The following is a 26,960-nucleotide window of genomic DNA, read 5'->3' on the forward strand; positions in this document are numbered from 1 at the left end:
ACGTTTTTCGATCACTCATTGCGTACAGAAAACCCTCCTCTCACCGGGAAAGCGCGCCCAGATGTCGTCCTCTCAGTACGTCCCTTTGTCTGCCGCTCAGCAAAGCCTTTGGTATGCGCAGCAACTGCATCCCGAGACTCTGATTCACATTGCGCAGTACATCGAGATCGAAGGCGCCATCGAGCCGGCGATTTTCAATGAGGTGGCACGAATCGCCGCCCACGAGGCGGAGTCGGTTCATATACGGCTGATGGAGCGCGACGGGATTCCGTACCAGATCCTGGAGGAGGAGCCGGAGTCCTCGATTCCACTGCTCGATTTCACCTCCGAACCGGACCCGCGGGCGGCGGCCGAGGCGTGGATGGACGCCGATGTGTACACGCCCTTCGTGCTGACCGGCGGCCGCCTTTACCGGACCGCGCTGTTGCGCGTCGCCGCCGATCGTCACCTGTGGTATCTGTGCGGTCACCATCTGGCCATCGACGGTTACAGCGGGCCGATTTTCAGCCGCCGGATGGCCGAGATCTACGCGGCTCTGGTGGCGGGCCGCGGTTACCAGCCCGCCGCGCACGGCTCCTTCCAGCGGCTCCTGGCGGAGGACGCCGAATACCGCGCCTCGGAGCGGTTCGAGCGGGACCGTGCCTACTGGCTGGAACGTTTCGGTGACCTTCCGGAGGCGGTGAGCCTGTCCGGGGCCGCCTCGCCTCCGCTGCCCGCCGTGCGGTACCGGCGTGTCACCACGGTGCTCTCGGCCCGGGAGAGCGACGAACTGGCCGCCGCCTCCCGGGTGCTCCGGACGGCCACCCCGGCGCTGGCGATCGCGGCGACCGCCGCCTACACCGCCCGGATGACCGGCACGCAGGACGTCGTCCTGGGGCTCGCGGTCACCGGCCGGACCACCTCCCTCGCCCGGGAGACGCCCGCCCAGCTGGCGACGATCCTGCCGCTGCGGGTCACGGTCCGCCCCGGGATGACGCTGGAGCAGCTCATCCGCGGCGTGACCAGGGCGACCACCCGGCTGCTGCGCCACCAGCGCTACCGGCGCGAGGACCTGCTGCGCGACCTCAAACTGGTCGGCGAGACCCGGCGGCTCTACGGCCCCGTGATCAACATCATGGCGTTCGACTACAACGTCGACTTCGGCGGCGGGCGCGGCCAGATGCACGCGCTGACGACCGGGCCCGTCGAGGACCTGTCCATCAACGTCTACGACAACATCGACGGCCGCGGCGTCCGGATCGACTTCGAGGCCCACCCCGACCTCTACACCGACGATGAGACCACCGGGCACCACCGCCGCTACATCCGCTTCCTCAAGGCCCTGGCCGAGGCGGACCCCGGCCGGCCCATCGGCGCGATCCCCGTGCTGGACGGCACCGACCTGGACCTGCTGCTGCACGGCTGGAACGACACCGCCCTGGAGGTGCCGCCGGCGACCGTGCCGGAGCTGTTCGCCGCCCAGGCGGCCCGGACACCCGGCGGCACGGCCGTCATCGCCGGTGGGACGGTGCTGTCCTATGCCGAGCTGGACGCCCGCTCCAACCGGCTGGCCCGGCACCTGATCACGCTCGGCGTCGGCCCGGAGGACGTCGTCGCGCTCGCGCTGCCCCGCGCCGCCGACCTCATCGTCGCCGCGCTGGCCGTGCTCAAGGCGGGTGCCGCCTACCTGCCCATCGACCTCGGCTACCCGGCCGACCGGATCGGCTACATGCTCGACGACGCCGACCCGGTCTGCGTGATCTCCACGCGCGGGTTCGGCTCCGGCGTCCGGCACGTCCTGATCGACGAGCTCGACCTGGACCATGGCGACGACGCCGCCGTGACCGACGCGGACCGGGTCGCCCCGCTGCTGCCGCCGCACGCCGCCTACGTCATCTACACCTCCGGGTCCACCGGCCGGCCCAAGGGCGTCGTGCTCTCGCACGCCGGCGCGGCCGGCCTGTGCGCCTGGGCCGGCGCCGAGTTCGGCGCCGGGGGGCTGTCGCGGGTGCTGTTCGCCACCTCGCTCAACTTCGACGTCTCGGTGTTCGAGTGGCTGACCCCGCTCACCGTGGGCGGCTCCATCGAGATCGTCCGCGACCTGATCGAGATCGCCGAGCGCGGCGGCTGGGCGGGCTCGATGATCAGCGGGGTGCCGTCCGCGATGGCCGCCCTGCTGGCCCGCGGCGACCTCCGGCTCACCGTGCGGGAGGTGGTGCTGGCCGGGGAGGCCCTCCCGCCGCAACTGGTCCACGAGCTGCGCGCCCTCGTGCCCGAGGCGCGCATCTGCAACATCTACGGCCCCACCGAGGCGACCGTCTACGCGACCGCCTGGTACGACGACGGGAACGACCAGGGCGACGCCCCCATCGGCACGCCGCTCACCAACACCCGGGCGTACGTGCTCGACACCGGGCTGCAGCCCGTGCCGGTGGGCGTCGCCGGAGAGCTCTACCTGGCGGGTGACGGACTGGCCCGTGGCTACCTCGGCCGCCCCGCGCTGACCGCCGAGCGTTTCGTGGCCTGTCCCTTCGGGCCCCCCGGCGCCCGGATGTACCGCACCGGCGACCTCGTCCGCTGGACCCCCCAGGGCGTGCTGGAGTACCTCGGCCGGCTGGACCACCAGGTCAAGGTGCGCGGCCACCGGATCGAGCTGGGCGAGGTGGAGAGTGTGCTCGCCCGGCACCGGGCCGTCGCGCAGGACGCCGTGGTGGCCCGCCAGGAGACCGGCGGCGACGTCCGGCTGGTGGCCTACGTCGTCCCCGCGCCGGGAACGACCTGCGACCCGGCGACGCTGCGCGCGTTCGTCGCGCGGTCCCTGCCGGACTACATGGTGCCGGCCGCCGTCATCGTGCTGGACGAGCTGCCGCTCAACCCCAACGGCAAGCTGGACCGCGCCGCGCTGCCCGCGCCCGACTTCTCCGCCTACGTCACGGCCCGCGAGCCACGTACGCCGGACGAGACCGTCCTGTGTGAGATCTTCGCGGAGGTGCTGAACCTGCCGAAGGTCGGCATCGACGACGGCTTCTTCGACCTGGGCGGCGACTCGCTCATGGCCACCCGGGTGGTCTCCCGGGCCCGTGCGGCGCTGGACACGGAGCTGACCATCAGGGCCCTGTTCGAGGCGCCCACCGTGGCGCTGCTGGCCGCCCGCCTGGCCGGGGAGCGTCAGGAGGCCCGCCCCGCGCTGGTCCCGGCCGCCCGGCCACCGCTCGTCCCGGTCTCCTACGCCCAGCAGCGGCTGTGGTTCCTCAACCGGCTCGAGGGCCCGTCGGCGACCTACAACATGCCCATTCCGCTGCGCCTGTCGGGCACGGTCGACCTTGAGGCGCTGCGGGCCGCGCTCGCCGACGTCGTCGCCCGGCACGAGTCGCTGCGCACCCTCTTCGCCGAGGTGGACGGGGAGCCCCACCAGCGCATCCTGGACGACGCGGAGCCCGCGCTGACCGTGACCCGGGTGGCGCCCGGCGAACTCGTCGCCGCGGTGACCGCGGACGCCTCGGTGGGGTTCGACCTCGCCGCCGACCTGCCGCTGCGCGCCCACGTCTACCGGCTGTCCGAGACCGAGCACGTCCTGCTGCTGGTGCTGCACCACATCGCGGGCGACGGCTGGTCGCTCGCGCCGCTCGCCCGGGACGTCATCACCGCCTACGCGGCGCGGCGCGACGGTGGCGCCCCGGCCTGGGCGCCGCTCCCCGTCCAGTACGCCGACTACGCCCTGTGGCAGCGGCGGCTGTTCGGCGCCGAGGACGACCCCGACAGCCTGCTCTCCCGGCAGACCGCCTACTGGGCGCAGGCGCTCGCCGGCCTGCCCGACCAGCTCCCGCTGCCCACCGACCGGCCCCGCCCCGCGCGGGCCACCTACCGCGGCGGCACGGTCGCCTTCGAGTTCGGCCCCGAGCTGCACCGGGGGCTCCAGGAGCTCGCCCGCACCCACGGCGCGAGCCTGTTCATGGTCCTCCAGGCCGGCCTGGCCGCCCTGCTGACCCGGCTGGGCGCCGGCACGGACGTGCCGCTCGGCTCGCCGATCGCCGGCCGTACCGACCAGGCGCTCGACGACCTGGTCGGGGTCTTCGTCAACACCCTGGTGCTGCGCACCGACACCTCGGGCGACCCGGCCTTCAGCGACCTGATCACCCGGGTCCGGGAGACCGATCTGGCCGCCTACGCCCACCAGGAGGTGCCGTTCGAGCGCCTCGTCGAGACGCTCAAGCCGGCCCGGTCGCTGGCCCGGCACCCGCTGTTCCAGGTCATGATCACCCTGCAGAACAACCCGGTGGCCTCGGTGGACCTGCCGGGGGTCACCGTCGGCGTGGAGCCGGTCGACGCCGGGATCGCCAAGTTCGACCTGGAGTTCCTGTTCGAGGAGCCGCGCAGCGGGTCCGGCGGCCTGGCGGGCACCATCGAGTACGCGGCCGACCTCTTCGACCGGGAGACCGCCGAGCGGCTCGCCGGCTGGCTGGAGCTGCTGCTGGCCGCGGTGGTCGCCGACCCGGACGTGACCCTCGGCGGCATCGAGCTGCCCGGCGCCGACGAGCGCCGCACCGCCGGCTCGCGGCCGTCCTCGCCCGACCGGGCCCAGCTGGTCGCCTATGTGGTCCCCGCCCCCGGAGCCCGGATCGACCCGGACGAGCTGCGCGCCTTCCTGCGCGAGCACCTCCCCGAGTCGATGGTGCCGGCCGCGCTGATGACGATGGACCGGCTGCCGCTGACCGGGAACGGCAAGGTCGACGTCAGGGCGTTGCCCGCACCCGAGTTCGGCCGGGCCGCCGCCGGCTACCGGGCACCCGGCACGGCCCTGGAGGAGACCCTCTGCGCGATCTTCGCCGACCTGCTGTCCACCGGCGGCCCGGTCGGCGTCGACGACGACTTCTTCGACCTCGGCGGCAACTCGCTGCTGGCCATGCGCGTGGTCAGCAAGGCCCGCGGGCTGCTCGACGTCGAACTGCCGGTACGGGCCCTGTTCGAGACCCCCACCGTGGCGGGACTGGCCGCCCGGCTGTCCGCGGCGGGCGACGGCGGCGCCACCCGCCCGGTCCTGCGGCCCGCCCCCCGGCCGGAGCCCCTGCCCCTGTCGTACGCACAGCAGCGGCTGTGGTTCCTCAACCGGTTCGAGGGGCCCTCGGCCACCTACAACATCCCGATCGCGCTGCGGATCACCGGGACGCTGGACCCGGCGGCGCTGCAGGCGGCGATCGGTGACGTGGTGGCCCGGCACGAATCGCTGCGCACCGTCTTCCCCGACAGCGACGGCGTGCCACGCCAGCTGATCCTCGACCCCGCCGTCGCCCGGCCCGAGCTGCAGGTCGCGCGGCCCGGGCCGGAGGGCCTGCCGATGGCGCTGGCCGCCGCGGCCGGGTACGGCTTCGACATCTCGGTGGAACCACCCCTGCGCGCCCACCTGTTCGGGCTGGGGGCCGACGAGCACGTGGTCCTGCTGCTGATGCACCACGTCGCGGGGGACGGCTGGTCGATGGCGCCGCTCGCCCGGGACCTGATCGAGGCGTACGCGGCCCGTGCCGGCGGCGAGGCGCCCGGCTGGTCCGCGCTGCCGGTGCAGTACGCGGACTACACGCTGTGGCAGCGCGAACTGCTGGGCGCGGAGGACGACCCGGAGAGCCTGGCGGCACGGCAGCTCGCGTTCTGGAAGCAGGCCCTGGCGGGGCTGCCGGACCAGCTGGAGCTGCCCACCGACCGCCCGCGCCCGCTGGAGGCGTCCTACCGGGGCGGCACGGTGCGGTTCGAGCTGGACGCCGGGGTGCGCGCCGCCGTGGAGGGGCTGGCCCGGGAGTGCGGGGCGAGTGCGTTCATGGTGGTGCAGGCGGTGTACGCGGCGCTGCTGACGCGTCTCGGTGCGGGCACCGATGTGCCGGTGGGTTCGCCGATCGCGGGTCGTACGGATGAGGCGCTCGACGATCTGGTGGGGATGTTCGTCAACACGCTGGTGTTGCGGACGGACACGTCGGGGGATCCGTCGCTGCGGGAGCTGGTGTCGCGGGTGCGGGAGACGGACCTGGCGGCGTTCGCGCACCAGGACGTGCCGTTCGAGCGGTTGGTGGAGGTGCTCAACCCGGCCCGGTCGATGTCGCGGCATCCGTTGTTCCAGGTCGGGCTGACGTTCCAGAACAACCCCGCGGCGCGGATGGAGCTGCCCGGTTTCACCGCCCAGGTGGAGCCGCTGCACGCCGGGGTCGCCAAGTTCGACCTGCTGATGATCCTCACCGAGCTCACCGGCGCCGGCGGGGAACCGGCGGGGCTGGCCGGTGAGCTGGAGTACGCGGCGGACCTGTTCGACCAGGCCACGGTCGAGTCGTTCGTGGCGCGCTTCGAGCGGCTGCTGCGCGGGCTGCTGGCCGACCCCGGCGCGCCCATCGGCGCCGCCCCGATCCTGGCCGACTCGGAGCGGCACACCATCCTGTCGCAGTGGTCGTCCGCACCCGAGCCCGCACTCGCGTCCGCGTCCGTATCCGGGGTCGCCGTCGAACCGGCCCGGACTCCGGCGACGCCGCCCGTGACGATCCCGGCGGCGTTCGAGGCGCAGGCGACCCGGAGCCCGGATGCGGTGGCGGTGACGTTCGAGGGCGTGTCGCTCACCTACGGAGAGCTGAACGCCTCGGCGAACCGGCTGGCCCGCCTGTTGGTCGAGCGGGGGGCGGGTCCGGAGCGCTTCGTCGCCCTGGCGCTGCCGCGCTCCCTCGAACTGGTGACGGCGATCCTGGCGGTGCTCAAGACCGGCGCCGCGTACGTGCCGGTCGACCCCGACTACCCCGCCGACCGGGTCGCCTACATGCTGGCCGACTCCGCACCGGCGCTGGCGGTCTCCCTGTCCACCGCGGGGCAGGCGCTCCCGCCGGAGCTGACCAGGGTCGACCTGGATCTCGCCGCCGGCACGCTGGCCGGTCATGGCGGCGGCGATCTCACCGACGGCGAGCGGACGGCTCCGCTGCTGCCCGGTCACCCGGCATATGTGATCTACACCTCGGGTTCCACCGGCCGTCCGAAGGGTGTGGTGGTCCCGCACGCGAACGTGATGCGGTTGATGGATTCGACCGACCACTGGTTCGGGTTCGGTGACCGGGATGTGTGGACGCTGTTCCACTCCTACGCGTTCGACTTCTCGGTGTGGGAGCTGTGGGGCCCGTTGCTGTACGGCGGCCGGCTGGTCGTCGTCCCGTATGCCGTCTCCCGGTCGCCGGAGGATTTCCTGGCTCTGCTGGAGGCGGAGCGGGTGACGGTGCTGAACCAGACGCCGTCGGCGTTCTACCAGCTGATGGCCGCCGATCGGGAGGGTCCCGGCCGGGAGCTGGCGTTGCGGTACGTGGTCTTCGGCGGCGAGGCGCTCGAGCCGGGCCGGCTGGGTGACTGGTTCTCCCGGCATGCCGATGACGCTCCGGTGCTGGTGAACATGTACGGGATCACCGAGACCACCGTGCACGTCTCGCACCTGGCCCTGGACCGGGTCTCCTGCGAGAGCGCCGCCGGAGGCGCCATCGGGCAGGCCATCCCCGACCTGCGGACCTATGTGCTGGACGCCCGGTTGCAGCCGGTGCCTCCGGGGGTGGCGGGGGAGTTGTACGTGGCGGGGGCGGGTCTGGCGCGGGGTTATCTGAACCGGCCGGGGTTGTCGGCGGAGCGGTTCGTCGCCGACCCGTTCGGCGCCCCCGGCAGCCGGATGTACCGGTCGGGGGACCTGGCCCGGTGGCGTTCGGACGGGTGCCTGGAGTACCTGGGCCGAGCCGACCAGCAGGTGCAACTGCGCGGGTTCCGGATCGAACTCGGCGAGATCGAGGGGGCGCTGGCCCGCCACGAGGCCGTGGCGCAGGTGGCGGTACTGGCCCGGCAGGATCGGCCGGGGGAGACCCGGCTGGTCGGCTATGTCGTCGCGGCCGAGGGGCGGGAGGTGGACGCGGGGGAGTTGCGCCGGTTCGTGGGGCAGATCCTGCCGGACTACATGGTCCCGGCCGCGGTGGTCGTGCTGGACGCACTGCCCCTCACCGCCAACGGCAAGCTCGACCGCACCGCGCTGCCCGCACCCGACTTCGCCGCGGCCGTCACCGGACGCGCCCCCCGCACCGAACGCGAGGAGACCCTCGCCGAGCTGTTCGCCGAAGTCCTCGGCCTGCCCGCGGTCGGCATCGACGACGGGTTCTTCGACCTGGGCGGCGACTCGATCAGCGCCATCCAGCTCGTGTCCCGGCTCCGCCAGGCGAAGCTGGTCGTCACCCCGAGGGACGTCTTCCAGCACCAGAACGTCCGTGAACTGGCCGCCGTCGCCCAGGACGCGGCCGACGCCGACGAACTCGAGACCGAGCCGCCCGGCACCGGAGTGGGGCCGGTGCCGCCGACCCCGATCGTGGGCTGGCTGCGCGAGCGCGTCGAGCCCGCGGGCGGCGCGATGGACGGCTTCCACCAGAGCGTGCTGCTGCGCGTCCCCGGTGACCTGGGCGTCGACCACCTCACCGGAGCGCTCCAGGCCGTACTCGACCACCACGACATCCTGCGGCTGCGCGTCGACCGCACCGACGACGCCTGGCGGCAGACCGTCCAGCCCGCCGGCGCGGTCGGCGCCGCGGACCTGCTGCGCCGGGTCGACATCGCCGGGCTGGACGAGGAGAAGCTCGGCAGGGTGCTGGCCGAACAGGTGGCCGCCGCCCGCGACCGCCTCGCACCCGGCCAGGGCACCATGGTGCAGGTCGTCTGGCTGGACGCCGGCCCCGGAGCCACCGGCCGGCTGCTGGTCCTCGCCCATCACCTGGTGATCGACGGGGTCTCCTGGCGGATCGTGCTGCCCGACCTGGTCACCGCCTGGGCCTGCCTCGCCACCGGCCGGCCGGTCGAGCTCGCCCCGGTCGGCACCTCCTTCCGGCGGTGGGCGCAGCACCTGGCCAACGCCGCCTCCGACCCCGCCCGGGCCGCGGAGCTGGAGACCTGGATCGAGATCCTCGACGGGCCCAACCCCCGGCTGGCCGGGCGGCCGCTGGACCCGCGCGCCGACATCGCCGCCCGCGCCCGGCAGGTGTCGCTGGTGCTGCCGGCCGAGGTGACCGAGCCGCTGCTCACCAGCGCCCCCGCGGCCTTCCACGGCCGGGTCAACGACGTGCTGCTCACCGGGCTGGCGCTGGCCGTCACGCACTGGCGCAAGCACCGCGGCGGCCGGGGCACCAGCGTGCTGCTCGACCTGGAGGGCCACGGCCGCGAGGAGATCGTCCGCGGGGTCGACCTCTCTCGTACCGCCGGCTGGTTCACCAGCATCTTCCCGGTACGGCTCGACGCGGGACCGGTCGACTGGACCGAGGTCCGCTCCGGTGGTCAGGCGGTCGGCACCGCCATCAAGAAGGTCAAGGAGCAGCTGCGGGAGATCCCCGACAACGGGATCGGCTACGGACTGCTCCGCCACCTCAACCCGGCGACCTCCCGGGAACTCCAGGACCTGCCGCAGCCGCAGATCGCCTTCAACTACCTCGGCCGGGTGCAGGCCGAGGACGGCGACTGGAGCGTCGCCCCCGAGGCGCTGCCCGCCGGCGAGGACCCGCGGATGCCGATGGCCCACCTGCTGGAGATCAATGCTGTCACCCACGACCGGCCGGGAGGCCCCGAGCTGACCGTCACCTGGACCTGGCCGGACGGGCTGTTCGCCGAGGGCGACGTCGCCGAGCTCGCCGAGGCCTGGTTCGCGGCACTGACCGGCATCGTCGAGCACGCCCGCCAGGACGACTCGGGCGGGTTCACCGCCTCCGACCTCCTCGTCTCCCTCGACCAGTCGGAGATCGACAAGCTGCAGGCCGCGTGGAGGACCAAGTGAACCGGTCGGATCTCGAGGACATCCTTCCGCTGTCGCCGCTCCAGCAGGGCTTCTTCTTCCACGCGATGCTGGCCGCGGGCACCACCGACGCCGAGACCACGACGGACGTCTACACCGCGCAGCTCGTCATCGACCTGGCCGGCCCGCTCGACGTGGCGGCGCTGCGGGCGGCGGCGCAGACCCTGCTGCGGCGGCACTCCAACCTGCGGGCCGCGTTCTGGCACGAGGATCTCAGCCGGCCGGTCCAGGTGATCCCGCGCACCGTCGAGCTGCCCTGGGAGGAGATCGACCTCACCCGGGCCGCCGACCCCCAGGCCGAGGCGGCGCGGATCGTACGGCGCGAACGCGCGCACGTGTTCGACCTGACACGCCCGCCGCTGCTGCGCTGGACCCTGCTGACGCTGCCCGGGCAGTGCCACAAGCTGGTGTTCACCAACCACCACATCCTGCTGGACGGCTGGTCGACCCCGGTGCTGGCGACCGAGCTGTTCGCCCTGTACGTCCAGGGCGGCGACGACGCCGGGCTGCCGCGCGCGACCCCGTACAAGAACTATCTGGCCTGGCTGAACGGCCAGAACCGGGAGGCCGCCCGGCAGGCCTGGCGGCGCGCCCTCGACGGGGTGGACGAGCCGACCCTGGTCGCCCCCGAGGCGACGGACGAGACGCTGGCACCGCCGCGGGCCGCCCGCACGGAGCTCACCCCGGAGCTCACCACCAGGCTGAGCCGGCTGGCCCGGCGGCACGGCGTCACGTTGAGCACGGTGCTGCAGGCGGCCTGGGGCCTCACCCTGGCACGGCAGACCGGCCGCGACGACGTCGTGTTCGGCGCCGCCGTGTCCGGCCGCCCGGCCGAGCTGCCCGGCGTGGAGCAGATGATCGGGTTGTTCATCAACACGCTGCCGATCCGGGTGCGCTTCCGGCCCTGGGAGCCGCTCGCCGAGATCCTGGAACGGCTGCAGGACGAGCAGGCCGAACTGCTCCCGCACCACCACCTCGGCCTCACCGAGATCCAGCGGCTGGCCGGGACACCGGTCCTGTTCGACACCATGACGGTGCTGGAGAACTACCCGTTCGACCCCGCGTCGATGGACACCTCCCTCAACGGGGTGCGGCTCACCGGCTTCGACTCCTACGACGCCACCCACTACCCGCTGTCCTTCGTCGCGGTCCCCGGTCCCCGGCTGACCCTGCGGCTGCACTACCGGGCCGACCTGTACGACCAGGACACCGCCGAGCGCCTGCTGGACCGGGTCCGGCGGCTGCTGGAGGCGCTGGCCGAGGACCCGGACCGGCCCGCCGGGCGGCTCGACCTGCTCGGCGACGACGAGCGCGCGCAGATCCTGACCCGGTCCGCCGGGCCGCTGTCCCCGGCCCCGCCGGTCACGGTGGACGCGCTCTTCGCCGCCCAGGCCGCGGCGACCCCGCGGCAGACCGCCCTGGTCTGCGGCGACACCACCCTCACCTACGCCGAGCTGGACGAACGCGCCGGCCGGTTCGCCCACGAGCTGATCGCCCGCGGGATCGGGCCCGAGCAGCGTGTCGCCCTGGTCCTGCCGCGCGGCGCCGACCTGGTCGTCGCCCTCCTGGCGGTGCTCAAGAGCGGCGGCGCCTCCGTCCCCGTCGACCCCGGCTACCCCGCCGACCGCATCGCGTACATGCTCCAGGACGCGCGCCCCGCGCTGGTCGTCACCACCGGCGGGCTGGTGCCGGACGCGCCCGGGCGGATCGCGCTGGACGACCCCGCCGTGACCGCCTCCCTGGCCGGCCGCCCCGCGACCGGCCCGGGGGACGCCGACCGGGCGGCGGCGCTGCTGCCGGCGCACGCGGCGTATGTCATCTACACCTCCGGCTCCACCGGGCGCCCCAAGGGCGTGGTGGTGCCGCACCGGAACCTCGTCAACTACTTCCACGCGCACAGCACCGACTTCTGGGGCCCGGCGGCGGCCGCCGCGGGGCACCGGCTGAGCTTCGCGCACACCGCGTCGTTCTCCTTCGACACCTCCTGGCACGGGCTGCTGCTGCTCGCCGCCGGCCACGAGCTGCACCTCATCGACGACGCCACCCGCACCGACCCCGAGGCGCTGACCGCGTACGTCGCGGACCGCCGCATCGACATGGTCAACACGACCCCGTCGCACCTCCAGGCACTGCGCGACCTGGGGCTGCTCGACCCCGGCCGGCACCGCCCGGCGCTGCTGCTGCTCGGCGGCGAGGCGATCGGCGAGCCGCTGTGGCGGGAGCTCGGCGCCCTGGAGGGCGTCACCGCGCGCAACTTCTACGGCCCCACCGAGTTCACCGTCGACAGCCTGAACACCCCGGTCAGCGCCGGGGAACGGCCGCACCTGGGCGGCCCCGCCCGCAACACCCGGGTGTACGTGCTGGACCGGCACCTGCGGCACGCCCCGACCGGGGCGCCCGGCGAGATCCACCTGGCGGGCGCCCAGGTGGCACGCGGATACCTCGGCCGCCCCGGCCTGACCGCCGAGCGCTTCGTGGCCGATCCGTACGGGCCGCCCGGCGAGCGGATGTACCGCACCGGTGACCTGGGCCGCCGGCGGCCCGACGGCACCATCGAGTTCCTCGGCCGCGCCGACGAGCAGGTGAAGATCCGCGGGTTCCGGATCGAGCCCGGCGAGATCGAGAGCGTGCTGGCCGGCTCCGCCGAGGTCGCCCAGGTCGCCGTCGTCGCCCGCGAGGACCGGCCCGGGGACAGGCGCCTGGTCGCCTACGTCGTCCCGGCCGAGCACGCGGCGGCGGACCCGGCCGGGCTGCGCCGGCTGGCGGCCGACCGCCTGCCGGACCACATGGTCCCGGTCGTGGTCGTGCTGGATGCGCTGCCGCTCACCGCCAACGGCAAGCTGGACCGCAGGGCACTGCCCGCACCCGACGCCGCCACGGCGCCGGCGCGAGAGCCCCGCACCCCGCAGGAGGAGATCCTCGCCGGTCTCTTCGCCGAGATCCTCGGCGTCCGGCGGGTCGGCGTCGACGACGGGTTCTTCGAGCTCGGCGGGGACTCGCTCACCGCCACCCGGCTGGTCAGCAAGGTCCGCTCCGCACTCGGCGTCGAGCTGTCGGTGCGGGCGCTGTTCGAGGCGCCGACGGTGGCCGGTCTGGCGGAGCGGCTGGCCGGGACCACCGGCCCCGCGCGGCCCCCGCTCGTCCCCGCCGAGCGGCCGGACCCGCTGCCCCTGTCGTACGCGCAGCAGCGGCTGTGGTTCCTCAACCGGTTCGAGGGCCACTCGGCGACCTACAACATGCCGATCGCGCTCTCGCTGACCGGCCCGCTCGACCACGACGCCATGCGTGCCGCGCTGACCGACGTGATCACCCGGCACGAGTCGCTGCGGACCATCTTCCCGGACCGCGAGGGCACCGCCCGGCAGCTGATCCTGGACCCGGCCGCCGCCCAGCCGGGCGGCCTGGACGTCGTGCGGACCAGCGCGGCGGAGCTGCCGTCGGCGCTGGCCGCCGCGGCCGGGCGGGGCTTCGACCTGTCGGTCGAGATCCCCTTCCGGGTCGGCCTGCTGGACCTGGGCACCGACGAGTCCGGCGCGCCCGTGCACGTCCTGCTGCTGGTGCTGCACCACATCGCCGGGGACGGCTGGTCGATGGCCCCGCTCGCCCGCGACGTCATCACCGCCTACGCCGCGCGCCGGGACGGGCACCCGCCGGCCTGGGCGCCGCTGCCCGTGCAGTACGCCGACTACGCCCTGTGGCAGCGGGAGCTGTTCGGCTCCGAGGACGACCCGGACAGCCTGATCAGCACCCAGCTCGCGTACTGGCGCGAGACCCTGGCGGGGCTGCCCGACCAGCTGGAGCTGCCCGCCGACCGGCCCCGGCCCGCCGAGGCGAGCTACCGGGGTGAGACCGTCAGGTTCACCGTGGGCGCCGGCACCCACGAGGCGCTGGCGAGCCTGGCCCGCGAGTCGCAGGCCAGCCTGTTCATGGTGATGCAGGCCGCCTACGCGGTGCTGCTGACCCGGCTGGGCGCGGGCACGGACGTGCCGATCGGCTCGCCCATCGCGGGCCGTACCGACGAGGCCCTCGACGACCTCGTCGGGATGTTCGTCAACAGCCTGGTGCTGCGGACCGACACCTCGGGGAACCCGTCGTTCCGCGAGCTGATCGAGCGGGTCCGGGAGACCGACCTGGCGGCGTACGCGCATCAGGACGTGCCGTTCGAGCGGCTGGTGGAGGTGCTCAACCCGGCCCGGTCCATGTCCCGGCACCCGCTCTTCCAGACCGTGCTGAGCTTCCAGAACAACCCTCCGGCCGGCGTCGACGTCGGCGGGCTCACGGTGGCCCCGGTGGACCTGGGCACCGGCGCGGCCAAGTTCGACCTGTCGCTCTACCTGGAGGAGACCCGAGGGAGCGACGGCGGCCCGGCCGGCATCGAGGGCGGGCTCGAATACGCCCTGGACCTGTTCGACCCGGCCACCGCCGGCTCGATCGCCACCCGTTTCCAGCGGCTCCTGCGGTCCCTCGCCGACGACCCGGACGCCCCCATCGGCACGCACGACCTGCTGGACCGCGCCGAGCGGCGGACCATCCTCGGGCAGTGGGCGGGCGGGACGGCCGTCGCGCCCGCGCCCGGCACCCTCACCGCCCGGTTCGAGGCGCAGGCGCGGGCCACCCCCGCCGCTGTCGCGGTCACCTTCGAGGGCACCTCCCTCACCTACGCGGAGCTGAATGCCCGCGCCAACCGGCTGGCTCGGTCGCTGGTGGAGCGCGGGGTCGGCCCGGAGCAGTTCGTCGCCCTGGCGCTGCCCCGCTCCGCCGACCTGGTCGTCGCCGTCCTGGGCGTGCTCAAGGCGGGGGCGGCCTACGTCCCGGTCGACCCGGACTACCCGGCCGACCGGATCGCCTACATGCTGGAGGACTCCCGGCCGGTGCTGGCGGTGACCACCGGCGCCGCCGCCGGGGTGCTCCCGGCGGGTTCGCCCCGGATCGTCCTGGACGAGCCGGGCGCCCTGGACGGGTTCGCCGGCACCGACCTGGTGGACGCCGAGCGGACGGCCGCGCTCGCGCCGGACCACCCGGCGTACGTCATCTACACCTCGGGCTCCACCGGCCGTCCCAAGGGCGTGGTGATCCCGCACGCCAACGTGACCCGGCTGATGGACGCCACCGACCACTGGTTCGCCTTCGGTGACCGGGACGTGTGGACGCTCTTCCACTCCTACGCCTTCGACTTCTCGGTGTGGGAGCTGTGGGGCCCGCTGCTGTACGGCGGCCGGCTGGTCGTGGTCCCCTACGCGGTGTCGCGGTCGCCGCAGGAGTTCCTGCGGTTGCTGGCGGCCGAGCGGGTGACGGTGCTGAACCAGACCCCGTCGGCGTTCTACGCCCTGATGCGCGCCGACGCCGACGATCCCGCCACGGGCGACGCGCTCGCCCTGCGATACGTGATCTTCGGTGGGGAGGCACTGGAGCCGGGCCGGCTCGAGGAGTGGTACGCCCGGCACGCCGACGACGCCCCGGTGCTGGTGAACATGTACGGCATCACCGAGACCACCGTGCACGTCTCCCACCTCGCCCTGGACCGGGTGAGCGCCGCCGAGGCCCGGGGCAGCGTGATCGGGACCGGGATCCCCGACCTGCGGGTGTACGTCCTCGACGACCACCTGCAGCCGGTCCCGCCCGGGGTGGCGGGGGAGCTGTACGTCGCCGGGGCGGGGCTGGCGCGCGGCTACCTGAACCGGCCGGGGCTGTCGGCGGAGCGGTTCGTGGCCGATCCCTTCGGGGTCCCCGGCTCGCGCATGTACCGCTCGGGGGACCTGGCGCGCCGGCACCGCGACGGGAACCTCGAATACCTGGGCCGCGCCGACGACCAGGTGAAGATCCGCGGCTTCCGGATCGAGCTCGGCGAGATCGAGGCGGTCCTGGCCCGGCATGAGGCCGTCGCGCAGGTGGCGGTGCTCGCCCGCGAGGACCGCCCGGGCGACAAGCGCCTCGTCGCCTACGTCGTCCCGGCGGCGGGCATCGACCAACCGAACGAGCAGGCGAACGAGGAAGCGAACGAGGAAGCGGGCGGGGGAGCGGCCGGGGACGGCGGGCCGGAGGCGCTGCGGCGGTTCGCGGGGCGGAGCCTGCCGGACCACATGGTGCCCGCGGCGGTGGTGGTGCTGGACGCGCTGCCGCTCACCGCCAACGGGAAGCTGGACCGCACCGCGCTGCCCGCGCCGGACTTCTCGGCCGCCGTCACCGGCCGGGCGCCGCGCACGGCGGTCGAGCAGACCCTGGCGGGGCTGTTCGCCGAGGTGCTGGGCCTGGAGCGGGTAGGGGCCGACGACGGGTTCTTCGACCTGGGCGGCGACTCCATCATCGCGATCCAGCTGGTGTCCCGGGCCCGGCAGAGCGGGCTGGTGATCACCCCACGCGAGGTGTTCCAGCACCAGACCGTCGAGGAGCTCGCCGCCGTCGCGCGGGCCGCCGGGGAGACCGGCACCGCCGAGACCGAGCCGCCCGGCACCGGCACCGGACCGGTGCCGGCCACACCGATCATGCACTGGTTCCAGCGGCTCGACGGGCCGGTCGACGACTACAGCCAGCGCCTGCTGCTGCGGGTGCCGCCCGGGCTGGACACCGCCCACCTGACGGCGGCGCTGCAGGCCGTCCTCGACCACCACGACCTGCTCCGGCTGCGCCTGCACCGCACCGCCGGCACCTGGGAGTACGAGGTGACCGCGCCCGGCACCGTCGACGCGGCTCCGCTGGTCGGCAGGGTCGACGTCGCGGGCCTGGACGGTGCGGACCTGCACCGTGTGCTGCGCGAGCGGTCGGCGCTGGCACGCGAGCGCCTCGACCCGGGCGCCGGGGTGATGGCGCAGCTGGTGTGGTTCGACGCCGGCCCGGAGCGGTCCGGCCGGTTGCTGCTCACCCTGCACCACCTGGTGGTGGACGGCGTCTCCTGGCGGATCCTGCTGCCCGACCTGGTCACCGCCTGGGCGGGCGTCGCCACCGGGCGGCCGGTGGAGCTCGCCCCGGTGCCGACGTCCTTCCGCCGCTGGGCCCAGCGCCTGGCCGCCGAGGCGTCCGAGCCCGCCCGGGTGGCCGAGGCCGCCCTCTGGCGGGAGATCCTGCAGACCCCCGACCCGGTGCTGGGCGGGCGCCCGCTGGACCCCGCGATCGACACCTTCGGCACCGAGGGGCGCCGCACCCTGACCCTGGAGGCGGACGTCACCGAGGCGGTGCTGTCCAGCGTGCCCGCGGCGTTCCACGGCCGGGTCAACGACGTGCTGCTCACCGGCCTGGCGCTGGCCGTCGCCGAGTGGCGCAGGCGGCGCGGCACGGGCGACCAGTCCGCGGTGCTGCTGGACCTCGAGGGACACGGCCGGGAAGAGATCGTCCCCGGCGTGGACCTGTCCCGTACGGTCGGCTGGTTCACCAGCATCTTCCCGGTACGGCTGGACGCCGGCGACGCGGACTGGGCCGAGATCCGGGCCGGCGGCCAGGTGGTGGGCACGGCCATCAAACGGGTCAAGGAACAGCTCCGGGAGATCCCCGACAACGGGATCGGCTTCGGCCTGCTGCGCCACCTCAACCCGCGCACGGCCGCCGACCTGGCCGGGCTGCCGGTCCCGCAGCTCGCCTTCAACTATCTCGGCCGGGTGTCGTCCCCCGAGGCCACCGACTGGTCACCGGCGTCCGCCGCGGAGTCCGACGCGCTCGGTGGCGGCCACGACGAGCGGCTCGGCCTGCCGCACGCGGTCGAGGTCAACTGCTACACCCGCGACACCGCCGGCGGTCCCCGGCTGGAGGCCACCTGGAGCTGGGCGTCCGGGCTCTTCGCGGACGGCGAGGTCGAGCGGCTCGGGGAGCTGTGGTTCGAGGCGCTGCGGGCCCTCGTCGCGCACACCGCCCAGGAGGGCGCGGGCGGTCTCACGCCCTCCGACATCTCCCTGGTGGAGATCGGCCAGGACGAGCTCGACGAACTGGCCGCGGAACTCGACGATTGGGAGAACGAGTGAAGCCGCAGTCCCAGCTCGAGGACGTCCTGCCGCTGTCCCCGCTCCAGCAAGGGCTGTTCTTCCACGCGATCTTCGACGAGGACGCGGACGTCTACACCGCCCAGCTGGTCCTGGACCTGGAAGGGCCGCTGGACACCGCCGCGCTGAAGGCCGCCGCCGGGACGCTGCTGCGCAGGCACGCCAATCTGCGGGCCGGGTTCCGCCAGCGCAAGCAGGGCACCCCGGTCCAGGTGGTGCACCGCGAGGTCGCGCTGCCCTGGACGGAGGCCGACCTCACCGGCACGCCGGACGCGGAGGACGAGGCGAGGCGGATCATCGAGCGGGAGCGGGCGCACCGCTTCGACATGGCCCGGCCACCGCTGCTGCGGTTCGTCCTGATCACCGTCGCCCCGCAGCGGTACCGGCTGGTCCTCACCAACCATCACATCCTGCTGGACGGCTGGTCCACCCCGGTGCTCACCACCGAGCTGTTCGCGCTCTACCTCAACCAGGGCCGCGACGCCGGGCTGCCGCGGGTCACCCCGTACAAGAACCACCTGGCGTGGCTGGCCCGCCAGGACCGCGCCGCCGCCGAGGACGCGTGGCGCGGCGCGCTGGCCGGCGTGGACGAGCCCACACTGGTCGCCGGCGCGGCACCGGCGGCGCCGAACGCCCGGCCCGAGCGCGTCCGCATCGAGCTGACCGAGGAGGTCACCGCAGCGCTGACCGCCCGGGCCCGGGCGGCGGGCGCCACCCTCAGCACCGCGCTTCAGCTCGCGTGGGGGCTGGTGCTCGGCCGGCTCACCGGCCGCTCCGACGTGGTGTTCGGCGGGGTGGTGTCGGGACGCCCGCCGGAGCTGCCCGGCGTCGAGCAGATGATCGGGCTGTTCATCAACACGCTCCCGGTACGCGTGCGGCTGCGGCCCGCCGAGACCCTCGGGCAGGCACTGACCCGCCTGCAGGGCGACCAGGCCGAGCTGATGCCGCACCACCATCTGAGCATGGCCGAGATCCAGCGGCTGTCGCCCCGGACCGGCACGCTCTTCGACACCATCACGGTGCTGGAGAACTACCCGTTCGACCCGGACGCCGCGGCGACCGACCTCGGCGGGGTCAAGGTGACCGGCGGCGGTGGCCACGACGCCACCCACTATCCCCTCGCCCTCGCGGCCGTGCCGGGCGCGCGGCTGTCGCTGCGCCTGGACTACCGGCCGGACCTGTTCGGCGCGGCCGAGGCCCACCGCATCGCGGAGCGGCTGCGGCTGGCACTCGAGTTGATCGCGACCGCTCCGGAGCGGCTCGTCGGGCGGGCCGACCTGCTGAGCGGCGACCAGCGCCGTACGGTGCTGGAGGCCTTCAACGACACCGGGACCGGCCGTACCGGGCCGTCGACCATCATCGAGCGGTTCGCCGCCCAGGCCGCCGCCGCCCCGGACGCCGTGGCCATCCGGGCCGGTGGCCGGTCGATCGGGTACGCGGAGCTGGACGCGCGGGCCGACCGGCTCGCCCGCCGCCTGCGCGAGCTGGGCGTGGGCCCGGAGACGCCGGTCGCGATGCTGATGCGCCGCTCGCCCGAGGTGATCGTCGCCTCCCTCGGCATCCTCAAGGCCGGCGGCTACTACGTGCCGATCCACCACAGCTTCCCGCCGGACCGGATGGCGTGGGCGCTGGCCGAGACCCGGGCCCCCGTGCTGCTGGTCGACCGGGCGATGGCGGGCACGGACTTCGCGCACGACGCCCAGGTGATCGTCGTCGACGAGGGCGACCCGGCGCCGCCGCCCGCGGCGGACCCCCCGCGGCTCGTCCCCCATCCGGACCAGCTCGCGTACGAGATCTTCACCTCGGGCTCCACCGGGCGGCCCAAGGGCGTGGGCGTCCGCCACCGCGACGTCGTCGACCTCGTCACCGACTCCACCATCCGGCCCGACTGCGAGCGGGTGCTGGTGCACGCTCCGCACGCCTTCGACGCCTCCACCTACGAGGTGTGGGGACCGCTGCTCACCGGCGGGACCGCCGTGGTCGCCCCGCCCGAGGACCTGGACGCCGACGGGCTCGCCCGGCTGGCCGGCGCGGAGCGGCTCACCGGGGCCTTCCTCACCACCACGCTGTTCAACCACATCGCCACGGAGCGCCCGGAGGCGTTCCGCGGGATGCGCTCGGTGCACACCGGGGGAGAGGCCGGATCGCACCGCGCCCTGCGGGCCGTGCAGGCCGCCTGCCCGGACACGCGGGTCCTGAACGTCTACGGCCCGACCGAGACCACCACCTACGTCACGACGCTGCCGGCCGGTGAACTGCCGGCCGGCGGCGGTGCGGCCGCGATCGGCCGCCCCCTCGACGACACGCGCGCGTACGTGCTGGACCGCGACCTGCTGCCCGTACCGGCCGGCGTGGTCGGTGAGCTCTACATCGCCGGGGCCGGGCTGGCCCGCGGCTACCTCGGCCGGCCGGGCCTGACCGCGGAGCGGTTCGTCGCGTGCCCGTTCGGGGCGGCGGGGGAGCGGATGTACCGCACCGGCGACCTGGTGCGGTGGACCGGCGACGGGGTGCTGGAGTACGTCGACCGGGCCGACCGGCAGGTCAAGGTACGCGGGTTCCGGATCGAGCTCGGCGAGATCGAGACCGTGCTGTCCGGGCACGAGGACGTGGCGCACGCCGTGGTGATCGCCCGGGAGGACCGGCCGGGTGAGAAACGCCTGGTGGGGTACGTCGTCCCGGCCCAGGACCGGACCGCCGACCCCGCCGGGCTGCGCCGCTTCACCGGGGTCTCCCTGCCGGAGTACATGGTGCCCGCCGCGATCGTGGTGCTCGACGCGCTGCCCCTGAACGCCAGCGGCAAGGTGGACCGCGGGGCGCTGCCCGCCCCCGACTTCGCCGCCGCCGCCACCGGGCGCGCTCCCCGGGGGCCCGAGGAGGAACTGCTGTGCGGGCTGTTCGCCGAGGTGCTGGGAGTGCAGCGGATCGGCGCCGACGACGGCTTTTTCGACCTGGGCGGCGACAGTATCCTGGCCATCCAGCTGGTGACCCGGGCCCGGCAGGCCGGGCTCGAGATCTCGCCGCGGGACGTGTTCGTCCACCAGACGGCCGAGGCCCTGGTGGCGTCCCTCCACGCGCCGGCCGCGCGGGACGGGGTGCCGAGCGGGCTGGAGGTCCTGCTGCCGATCCGCGCCACCGGCTCGCGGCCTCCGCTGTTCTGCGTGCACCCGGCCGGCGGCCTGTCCTGGCCGTACTTCGGCCTGCTCCCGCATCTGCCCGCCGACCAGCCGGTGTACGGGCTGCAGGCGCGCGGCTTCACCGGCGGCGAGCCGCCCGCGTCGGTCGGCGCGATGGCGGCGGACTACCTGGGCGAGATCCGGGCCGTCCAGCCGACCGGTCCCTACCACCTGATGGGGTGGTCGCTGGGCGGGCTGATCGCCTTCGAGGTGGCCCGGCTGCTGCAGGCCGAGGGCGAGCGGACCGCGCTGCTGGTGCTCCTGGACGCCTACCACGGCCAGGACCTGGACGCCGACGGCCGGGAGATCCTGCCCGAGCTGCTCGAGTCGATCGGCATCGACGCCGGCATGATCGCCGAAGACGGCAACCCGGACCTCGAGCAGATCATGGAGGTGCTGCGGGAACGCGGCGACGCCTTCGCCAGCCTGGAGCAGGACGACCTGGTCGCGGTCTACCGCAACTACGAGAACGGGCTGCGCTGCGCCCAGGACTACCGCCCCGGGCCGTACCGCGGGGACCTGGTCTTCTTCACCGCCACGCGGGGCCGGACGGCGGCCTCGCCGACCGCACGGGCCAACTGGCAGCCGGTGACGGACGGTCAGATCGAGGACTACCCGATCGACGTCGAGCACCACTTCCTGCTGGAGCCCGGGTCGGTCGCCGAGATCGGCGGGGTGCTGGCCGCCAAGCTCGAGAAGGTCCGATCGAACACCCAGTAATCTGACCGAATGCTCTGCAGTCCCACCAAACCCCCGCAATACCCGTAGAGAGGCCTCCATGTCGAACCCCTTCGAGGACAACGACGGTACCTACCTCGTACTGGTCAACGACGAGGGCCAGTACTCGCTGTGGCCGTCCTTCGCCGAGATCCCGGCCGGCTGGACCGTCGCCAAGTCCGAGGACACCCGGCAGGCCTGCCTGGACCACATCAACGAGGTCTGGACCGACATGCGGCCCAAGAGCCTCATCGAGGCCATGGACCCGGCCGCCTCCTGAGCCTGTCAGCAGCCATTCCGTGCAGGGGGGACCGCAGGTGAGGACCGTGGCGGCGTCACCGGTCTCACAGCGCATCGAGATCACCGTGACCGAGTGGGCCATGGAGATGCGCGATCCCGCCGACCTGCGCCGCGCGCCGCTGCCCGGCGTGGAGATGTCGTTCAGCCGTGCCATGGTCCCCTCGCCGGACATCAACCGCGCGCTGTACGCGGCGGTCGGCGCCCGGGTGTGCTGGACCGACCGGTTCGGCTGGAGCTTCGACGACTGGCAGCGGTGGGTCGTACGGCCGGAGCTGAGCACCTGGATCGCCTGGGCGGAGGGCACCATCGCGGGCTTCTTCGAGCTGGAGGCCCAGCCGGGCGGGGACACCGAGGTGCACCTGGTGGGCCTGACCCCGGTGTTCGTCGGCAAGGGGTACGGCGGGTACCTGGTGGAGCAGTGCGTCCGCCGGGCCTGGCAGCGCGGGCAGCTCTGGGCGCAGGAGACCGGCCCGGCCACCCGGGTCTGGCTGCAGACCAGCACCCTCGACCATCCCAGCGCGATGGCCAACTACGTCAAGCGCGGGTTCAAGGTCGCCACCGAGAAGACCGGGCCGAAGTCGGTCCCCGACCCCCGGGTCGCCCCCTGGCCGCTGCCCGGCGACCCGCGCCTGGCCCGCCAGCTAGTGGAGGAGTACCCCGAATGAGCTGGTTCCGCTGCCCGGAGTCGCGGCCCTGGGCCTCGATCCGCCTGTTCTGCTTCCCGCACGCGGGCGGTTCGGCGGGTTTCTACCGCTCCTGGGCCAAGGCGGTCACCCCGGCCGTCGAGGTGCACGCCGTGCAGTACCCGGGGCGCGCGGACCGGATGCGCGATCCGTTCGTCACCGACGCGGGCCGGCTGGCCCGCCTGGTCGCCGCCGCCATGGGACCGCTGCTGGACCGGCCGGTGGCGCTGTTCGGGCACAGCATGGGTGCCGTCCTGGCCTACGAGGTGGCCCGGATCCTGGAGGGACGCGGCACTCCCGCGACCCACCTGTTCGTCTCCGGTGCCCGCCCCCCGCACGCGCGCGGTGAGTACGAGAACGTCGCGGAGCGCGACGACGACGGCCTCGTCGCCGAGATGACGAAGCTGGGCGGCACCGACGCGGAGCTGCTGGCCGACCCGGAGATGCGCGAGCTGGTGCTGCCCTACGTGCGCAACGACTTCCGGCTCATCGAGGGCTACCGGCACGGGCCCGGCCCGCGGCTGAAGGCCCCGGTCACCGCTCTGGTGGGAATGTCCGACTCGCATGTCGACCAGGCGCGGATGGCCCGCTGGTCCGAGATCAGCGACGGTGAGTTCGCCCTGCGGGAGTTCCCCGGCGACCACTTCTTCCTGGTGCCGCAGCAGGCCGCGGTGCTGGACACCGTCCTGCGCGGCCTGGGCGTCCCGGTTTCCTGACCCGGCCGGTTCCCTGACCGGCGGCCGGCCCGGCCGGGCGGCCGGCCGGGCGGAGGCGGCGGCCCGGCTCGTGGAGCTCGACGGGGGGCCCGGGGGATCCGGGCGACCGCGCCTCACTCCAGGCCGAGGTGTTGCCGCAGTTCGTCGCGCCGGCCCTCCAGCTCGGCCGCCAGGTTCTCCTGCTCCTCGGCCTGGCCGATCAGCGCGGACCGCTCCACCGCATCGGTGGGCCCGATCTCCCCGACCTGCTCGCGCAGCTCGGCGGCCGTCCGCCGTAGCTCCGCCACATCGGCCTCCACCTGCCGCAGCTCCCGTTCGAGCGCGGCCCTGGAGTCGTCGGCATCCATCGCCACCGTCCTCTCACCTGCGAAAGCCGGTCCCCGGGCCGAGCGGACCCGCCTGCCGTCCACGCTTCCCGCTGCCGCGTGCCGCCACACCTGACACCCGGAAGGAGACCAGGAGAGGGGCGGCGCGCGATCCTCTGCCTCTGCGTCATGAAGATCGACATCTGGGTGTACCGCCGCAAGTACTTCGGGCGCTCGGGCGCGGGCGAGGACGCCGCCGGGTCCGCCGACCTGTTCAACACCTGACCCGCGCCGCGTCACTGGGCCCCCTCAAGCGTGCGATCCGGACGTACAGTCGGAACGAGCGGGGGCCCGGCCACAGCGGCGCGGAGGTTCCCGCCGGCGGGCCCGCCGTCAGGGAGGCACCGATGGGTGTCGAGATCCGGGTGGAGGGGCTCAGGAAGTCGTTCGGGCGCCAGGTGATCTGGGAGGACGTGTCGTTCGCCATTCCGGCGGGCGAGATATCCGCGCTGCTCGGCCCGTCGGGGACCGGCAAGTCGGTGTTCATCAAGACGCTCGTCGGCCTGATCCGGCCGGACCGGGGGCACGTGTTCGTCGGAGACGGCGACGTCCCCCGGCTGCGCGAGAACGACCTGTACAGGATGCGGCGCAAGTTCGGCGTGCTCTTCCAGGACGGCGCGCTGTTCGGCTCGATGAACCTCTACGACAACATCGCCTTCCCGCTCCGCGAGCACACCCGGAGGAGCGAGAGCGAGATCAGGAGGATCGTCGGCGAGAAGATCGAGATGGTCGGGCTGGCCGGAGCGGAGGGCAAGCTGCCCGGTGAGATCTCCGGCGGGATGCGCAAGCGGGCCGGGCTGGCCCGCGCCCTGGTGCTGGATCCCGAGATCATCCTGGCCGACGAGCCGGACTCGGGCCTCGACCCGGTCCGCACGTCCTACCTCAACCAGTTGTTCGTCGACCTGAACGCGGAGACCGGCGCGACCTTCCTCATCGTCACCCACGACATCAACACCGCCCGGGTGCTGCCGGACAACCTCGGCCTGCTGTTCCGCCGCGGCCTGGTGATGTTCGGGCCGCGGGAGATGATCCTCTCCAGCCACCACCCGGCGGTCAACCAGTTCTTCAACGCGCGCAGGCAGGGACCCATCGGCATGGCCGAGGAGAAGGACCAGGCGGAACTGGCCGCCGAGGGGGAGGGAGCGGATCCGCACGTACGACCGGCGCCGATCCCCCCGCAGCTCATGCCGACCGACGGCCGCCGCCGGGCCTCCATGCGGCCCCCGGGGGAGTGGCTGCACGCCCACGGGGTGCAGGCCCCGCCCGGGTCGTTCATCGACGACCAGGGCCGCGACTGGTACCGGGACTGGGACCGCCTCACCGGTGAACGGCAGAGCCCGCAGTGAAGCGGATCAGCGTCGCCGGCCAGGGTCAGGCCGGAGAGGTGGTCGCGGCGGCGAGCAGGTGAATTTGCGGCCCGTGGCCCCGGCCGCTCCGTCCATGCGGGCCGCGGCACGGGCCGGTGGTGCCAGGCGTTCCACGCCCGCCCTGGGGCACCTCATCCGCCCGCGCCGTCCTCGGCCTGCCAGCGCAGCAGGTCGCCCGGCTGGCATTCGAGCACCTCGCAGAGCGCGGCGAGCGTCGCGAAGCGCACCGCCTTGGCGCGGCCGTTCTTGAGTACCGCCAGGTTGGCGGGCGTGATCCCCACGCGGTCCGCGAGCTCGCCCACGGACATCTTCCGCTTGGCCAGCATCACGTCGATGTCGACGGTGATCGGCATCAGATCACCTCGTCCAGCTCGGCCCGCAACTGCGCCGCCTCGACGTCGCGCGCGACGGCCTGGGCGAGCAGCATCCGCAGCACGAGCACGATGAGCGCGACCCCCAGGATGGCCACGCCGATCCCGCCCATGATGAGGGTGACGCCCGGGTCGTCCCGCTGGCCCGGCGCATTGATGGCCGTGACCGCGAACCACACGAGGGCGGCCGCCACGATCGCGCCGATGATGACGTCCACGTACCGGAAGGCGGTGTGGGAGAACACGGTTCCGCGTCGCACCATCGTCACCAGCCGCCATATGCAGACCAGGGCGACCTGGACCGACACCATGCCCAAAATCGTGATCACGCGCAGCGGGGTCAGCGGGAGCGACCCGTCCTCCGGGTCGTTGCCGCTGATCAACACCCACACCATCATTGCCTGCACGAACACGGTGCCGGTGAGCACCAGCGCGAGCACGGCCCGCAGCGCATGCACTGTCAGCTTTCCCATGACCCGTCCTCCCATCGATTTACGATGGGAATCTATCGAATTTCGATAGATGAGGCAAGGGTCGGGCGGAGGGTGGGCTGTACGCCCCAGTGGATCAGCGCCGACGAGTCGGTAGTGCGACGGCCCCTGGGAAAGGATTGAAACGTGTTCTAGTTCACCTCTAGGGTGGGCGTGCAGTCGAGCGCGGAGGCACAGCCATGATCCTGGACCGTTTCCTCATCACCGACCGGGTCGCGGTGGTCACCGGCGCGGGCCGGGGGATCGGTGCCGCCACCGCCGTCGCGCTGGCCCAGGCCGGTGCCGACGTGGTCATCTCGGCCCGCACCGAGGAACAGCTCCACAAGGTGGCCCACGAGATCGAGGCGGCCGGCCGGCGGGCGCACGTGGTGCCCGCCGACCTCAGCGACCTGGACGCGGCGGCGGGCCTGGCGGCCGCGGCGAAGGACGCGTTCGGGCGGCTGGACATCGTGGTCAACAACGTCGGCGGCACGATGCCCGCGGCGTTCCTCGACACCAAGCCGCAGCATCTCGAGAACGCGTTCCAGTTCAACGTCGGCATCGCGCACGCGCTGACCCGCGCCGCCGTGCCGCACCTGCTGGAGACCGGCGGGTCCGTCGTCAACATCTCCTCGGTGATGGGCCGGGTGAGCGGGCGCGGTTTCCTGGCGTACGGCACCGCGAAGGCGGCCCTGGCGCACTACACCCGACTGGCGGCGCTCGACCTGGCGCCGAAGGTCCGGATCAACGCCATCGCGGTGGGCTCGGTGGCGACCTCGGCCCTCGACATCGTGATGACCAACGACGACCTGCGCACCCAGATGGAGGGCAACACCCCGCTGGGCCGGATCGGTGACCCCGACGACATCGCCGCCACGGTGCTCTATCTCGTCTCGCCGGCCGGATCGTACGTCACCGGCAAGGTGCTCGAAGTGGACGGCGGCATCGACGCGCCAAACCTCGACCTGGGCCTTCCCGACCTGTAGACCGTTTCCCGGACCCGTGCCCGCCCGAGTCGCCTCGGGCCGGCCC

At 73.7% G+C, this 26,960-nt stretch carries 11 protein-coding genes; 8 read left to right on the forward strand and 3 right to left on the reverse strand.

Annotation, left to right across the window (positions count from 1 at the left end):
- Positions 1–61: 61 nt before the first annotated feature.
- From ACRYCC_RS20255 to ACRYCC_RS20280, 6 genes are read left to right on the forward strand one after another with little or no spacing between them, the layout of a single operon-like run.
- The gene (locus ACRYCC_RS20255) at positions 62–9,781 is read left to right on the forward strand and encodes an amino acid adenylation domain-containing protein (RefSeq protein WP_433814278.1); all 9,720 of its coding nucleotides are present in this window, start codon (positions 62–64) and stop codon (positions 9,779–9,781) included.
- On the forward strand, positions 9,778–17,748 hold the full coding sequence (locus ACRYCC_RS20260; RefSeq protein WP_433814279.1) for an amino acid adenylation domain-containing protein: 7,971 nt from the start codon (positions 9,778–9,780) through the stop codon (positions 17,746–17,748). The genes ACRYCC_RS20255 and ACRYCC_RS20260 overlap by 4 nt, the downstream gene beginning before the upstream one ends.
- The gene (locus tag ACRYCC_RS20265; RefSeq protein WP_433814281.1) at positions 17,745–21,659 is read left to right on the forward strand and encodes an amino acid adenylation domain-containing protein; all 3,915 of its coding nucleotides are present in this window, start codon (positions 17,745–17,747) and stop codon (positions 21,657–21,659) included. The genes ACRYCC_RS20260 and ACRYCC_RS20265 overlap by 4 nt, the downstream gene beginning before the upstream one ends.
- A 58-nt stretch (positions 21,660–21,717) precedes the next feature.
- Positions 21,718–21,936 carry an MbtH family protein gene (locus tag ACRYCC_RS20270; protein WP_433814282.1) on the forward strand — a complete coding sequence of 73 codons (219 nt, stop codon included), beginning with the start codon at positions 21,718–21,720 and terminating at the stop codon, positions 21,934–21,936.
- A 46-nt stretch (positions 21,937–21,982) separates the two neighbouring features.
- Positions 21,983–22,621 carry a GNAT family N-acetyltransferase gene (locus ACRYCC_RS20275; RefSeq protein WP_433814284.1) on the forward strand — a complete coding sequence of 213 codons (639 nt, stop codon included), beginning with the start codon at positions 21,983–21,985 and terminating at the stop codon, positions 22,619–22,621.
- The gene (locus ACRYCC_RS20280) at positions 22,618–23,355 is read left to right on the forward strand and encodes a thioesterase II family protein (protein ID WP_433814286.1); all 738 of its coding nucleotides are present in this window, start codon (positions 22,618–22,620) and stop codon (positions 23,353–23,355) included. Before ACRYCC_RS20275 ends, ACRYCC_RS20280 begins: the two co-directional genes overlap by 4 nt.
- Positions 23,356–23,468: 113 nt before the next feature.
- Here the strand turns inward: ACRYCC_RS20280 and ACRYCC_RS20285 are convergent, their stop codons facing one another.
- Positions 23,469–23,702 (reverse strand): hypothetical protein, encoded by a 234-nt coding sequence (locus ACRYCC_RS20285; RefSeq protein ID WP_433814288.1) that lies wholly within the window; start codon positions 23,700–23,702, stop codon positions 23,469–23,471.
- A 365-nt stretch (positions 23,703–24,067) separates the two neighbouring features.
- Between ACRYCC_RS20285 and ACRYCC_RS20290 the strand changes: the two genes are divergently transcribed.
- Positions 24,068–25,066 (forward strand): ABC transporter ATP-binding protein, encoded by a 999-nt coding sequence (locus ACRYCC_RS20290; RefSeq protein WP_433814289.1) that lies wholly within the window; start codon positions 24,068–24,070, stop codon positions 25,064–25,066.
- Between the two features lie 152 nt (positions 25,067–25,218).
- Here ACRYCC_RS20290 and ACRYCC_RS20295 read toward each other — a convergent pair whose 3' ends face one another.
- Both ACRYCC_RS20295 and ACRYCC_RS20300 read right to left on the reverse strand, forming a co-directional pair.
- Entirely contained in the window at positions 25,219–25,440 is a 222-nt protein-coding gene (locus tag ACRYCC_RS20295; protein WP_433814290.1) for a helix-turn-helix domain-containing protein, read from the reverse strand.
- Positions 25,440–25,931, reverse strand: coding sequence for a DUF2975 domain-containing protein (locus ACRYCC_RS20300; RefSeq protein WP_433814292.1), 492 nt, complete (start codon positions 25,929–25,931; stop codon positions 25,440–25,442). Before ACRYCC_RS20300 ends, ACRYCC_RS20295 begins: the two co-directional genes overlap by 1 nt.
- Positions 25,932–26,128: 197 nt before the next feature.
- On the opposite strand from ACRYCC_RS20300, the gene ACRYCC_RS20305 reads away from it, so the two are divergent.
- Positions 26,129–26,914, forward strand: a complete 786-nt coding sequence (locus ACRYCC_RS20305; protein ID WP_433814294.1) for an SDR family oxidoreductase — start codon at positions 26,129–26,131, stop codon at positions 26,912–26,914.
- The last annotated feature ends 46 nt before the right edge of the window (positions 26,915–26,960 follow it).

The sequence above is a fragment of the Actinomadura scrupuli genome, from assembly GCF_050971785.1.
GTDB lineage: Bacteria > Actinomycetota > Actinomycetes > Streptosporangiales > Streptosporangiaceae > Actinomadura_E > Actinomadura_E scrupuli.

What these genes read in the sequence shown, in the direction of transcription:
- ACRYCC_RS20255 (WP_433814278.1), top strand. Translation starts at nt 62, where the DNA reads ATGTCGTCCTCTCAGTACGTCCCTTTGTCTGCCGCTCAGCAAAGCCTT.
- ACRYCC_RS20270 (WP_433814282.1), top strand. Translation starts at nt 21,718, where the DNA reads ATGTCGAACCCCTTCGAGGACAACGACGGTACCTACCTCGTACTGGTC.
- ACRYCC_RS20280 (WP_433814286.1), top strand. Translation starts at nt 22,618, where the DNA reads ATGAGCTGGTTCCGCTGCCCGGAGTCGCGGCCCTGGGCCTCGATCCGC.
- ACRYCC_RS20285 (WP_433814288.1), bottom strand. Translation starts at nt 23,702, where the DNA reads ATGGATGCCGACGACTCCAGGGCCGCGCTCGAACGGGAGCTGCGGCAG.
- ACRYCC_RS20290 (WP_433814289.1), top strand. Translation starts at nt 24,068, where the DNA reads ATGGGTGTCGAGATCCGGGTGGAGGGGCTCAGGAAGTCGTTCGGGCGC.
- ACRYCC_RS20295 (WP_433814290.1), bottom strand. Translation starts at nt 25,440, where the DNA reads ATGCCGATCACCGTCGACATCGACGTGATGCTGGCCAAGCGGAAGATG.
- ACRYCC_RS20300 (WP_433814292.1), bottom strand. Translation starts at nt 25,931, where the DNA reads ATGGGAAAGCTGACAGTGCATGCGCTGCGGGCCGTGCTCGCGCTGGTG.
- ACRYCC_RS20305 (WP_433814294.1), top strand. Translation starts at nt 26,129, where the DNA reads ATGATCCTGGACCGTTTCCTCATCACCGACCGGGTCGCGGTGGTCACC.